Origin of the sequence: Lacihabitans sp. CCS-44 (assembly GCF_024343735.1) — a bacterium.
In the GTDB taxonomy this organism is placed as follows: Bacteria; Bacteroidota; Bacteroidia; order Cytophagales; family Spirosomataceae; genus Leadbetterella.
The window spans coordinates 1-1,192 of sequence record NZ_RJUE01000031.1 but is presented as its reverse complement, the minus strand read 5'-3'; the positions used below and the strand labels follow the sequence as shown (position 1 = coordinate 1,192).

General features: G+C 28.1%; 1 protein-coding gene. It reads left to right on the top strand.

Translation table 11 applies throughout. The features are described 5' to 3' along the window. Nucleotides 1-990: 990 nt before the first annotated feature. The coding region (locus EGI26_RS07175; RefSeq protein ID WP_255077349.1) for a GxxExxY protein at nt 991-1,192 on the top strand (202 nt) is incomplete at its 3' end.

Here is a 1,192-nt window from a genome sequence, read left to right as displayed (position 1 = left end):
AAAAAAGGGCTTCCCCCCCAACTTTTTGGATTGATCCAATAAAACAATACATCAAAGAACTTATACTAAGTCACGTTCAACTTACAGGTCTTGTAAGAAACTTTTCTAAATTTTTTCATTTTATATTGTTTAATTGTTTTTTCAGATAATGAAATTAAATGCCCTTGAAAAGGATAATCTAATAAAGGTTTACTTTAAATCATTTTCTATAAAAGATCTATTCTACTTAAATAGCAACGCAAAGTTATACGCCTAAAATATCCGCAGAAACAAAAACTAAAAATACTTTAAATAAGACCATAAGTTCCTCTTAAAGTGCAATTTTCCTTTAATTTAACTCAATTTACAAGAAATATAAAGGAATAAATGAGGTAGTGGAAAGTGAATATCTAAATGAACTTAGTGTAAAAAAGAAGGCTTCGAAATCTAAACATTAAGAGAATTAAGGGATTAAGGCCATAAGGAACTGAAAATATCTTAATGCTCTTAATATCTAAATGTACTTAATGTTTTAAAAGAGGGCTTCGAAATCTAAACATTAAGATAATTAAGGAATTAAGGCCATTTAGGGACTCGGAATATCTTAATGCTCTTAATATCTAAAGGTACTTAATGTTAAAAAAAAAGGGCTTCGAAATCTAAACATTAAGATAATTAAGGAATTAAGGCCATTTAGGGACTCGGAATATCTTAATGCTCTTAATATCTAAAGGTACTTAATGTTAAAAAAAAGGGCTTCGAAATCTAAACATTAAGATAATTAAGGAATTAAGGCATTTAGGACTCGGAATATCTTAATCTTAATTTGAAATCTAAACATTAAGATAATTAAGGAATTAAGGTCATTTAGGTACTCGGAATATCTTAATAACTTAATGTTTAAAAAAAAAGAACCTCAAAGGTTAAAAACTAAGGAATTAAGGCCAATTAGGACTAGAACATTAAAATGTGCGAGTTTATTAACTAGTTTTGTTCTAAATCCATTTATTGATGATTACAAAAAAAGAAATAACTGACCTATCTTACCAAATAGTTGGGTGTGCAATTAAAGTTCATAAAGAACTTGGTCCAGGCCTTTTGGAGAGCGTTTATGAAAAATGTCTTGCTCATGAACTTAAAATCAATGGTTTTGACATAATTACACAAAAAAAAGTACCCATAAAGTATGGAAATATCGAAATAGAGGCTGAAT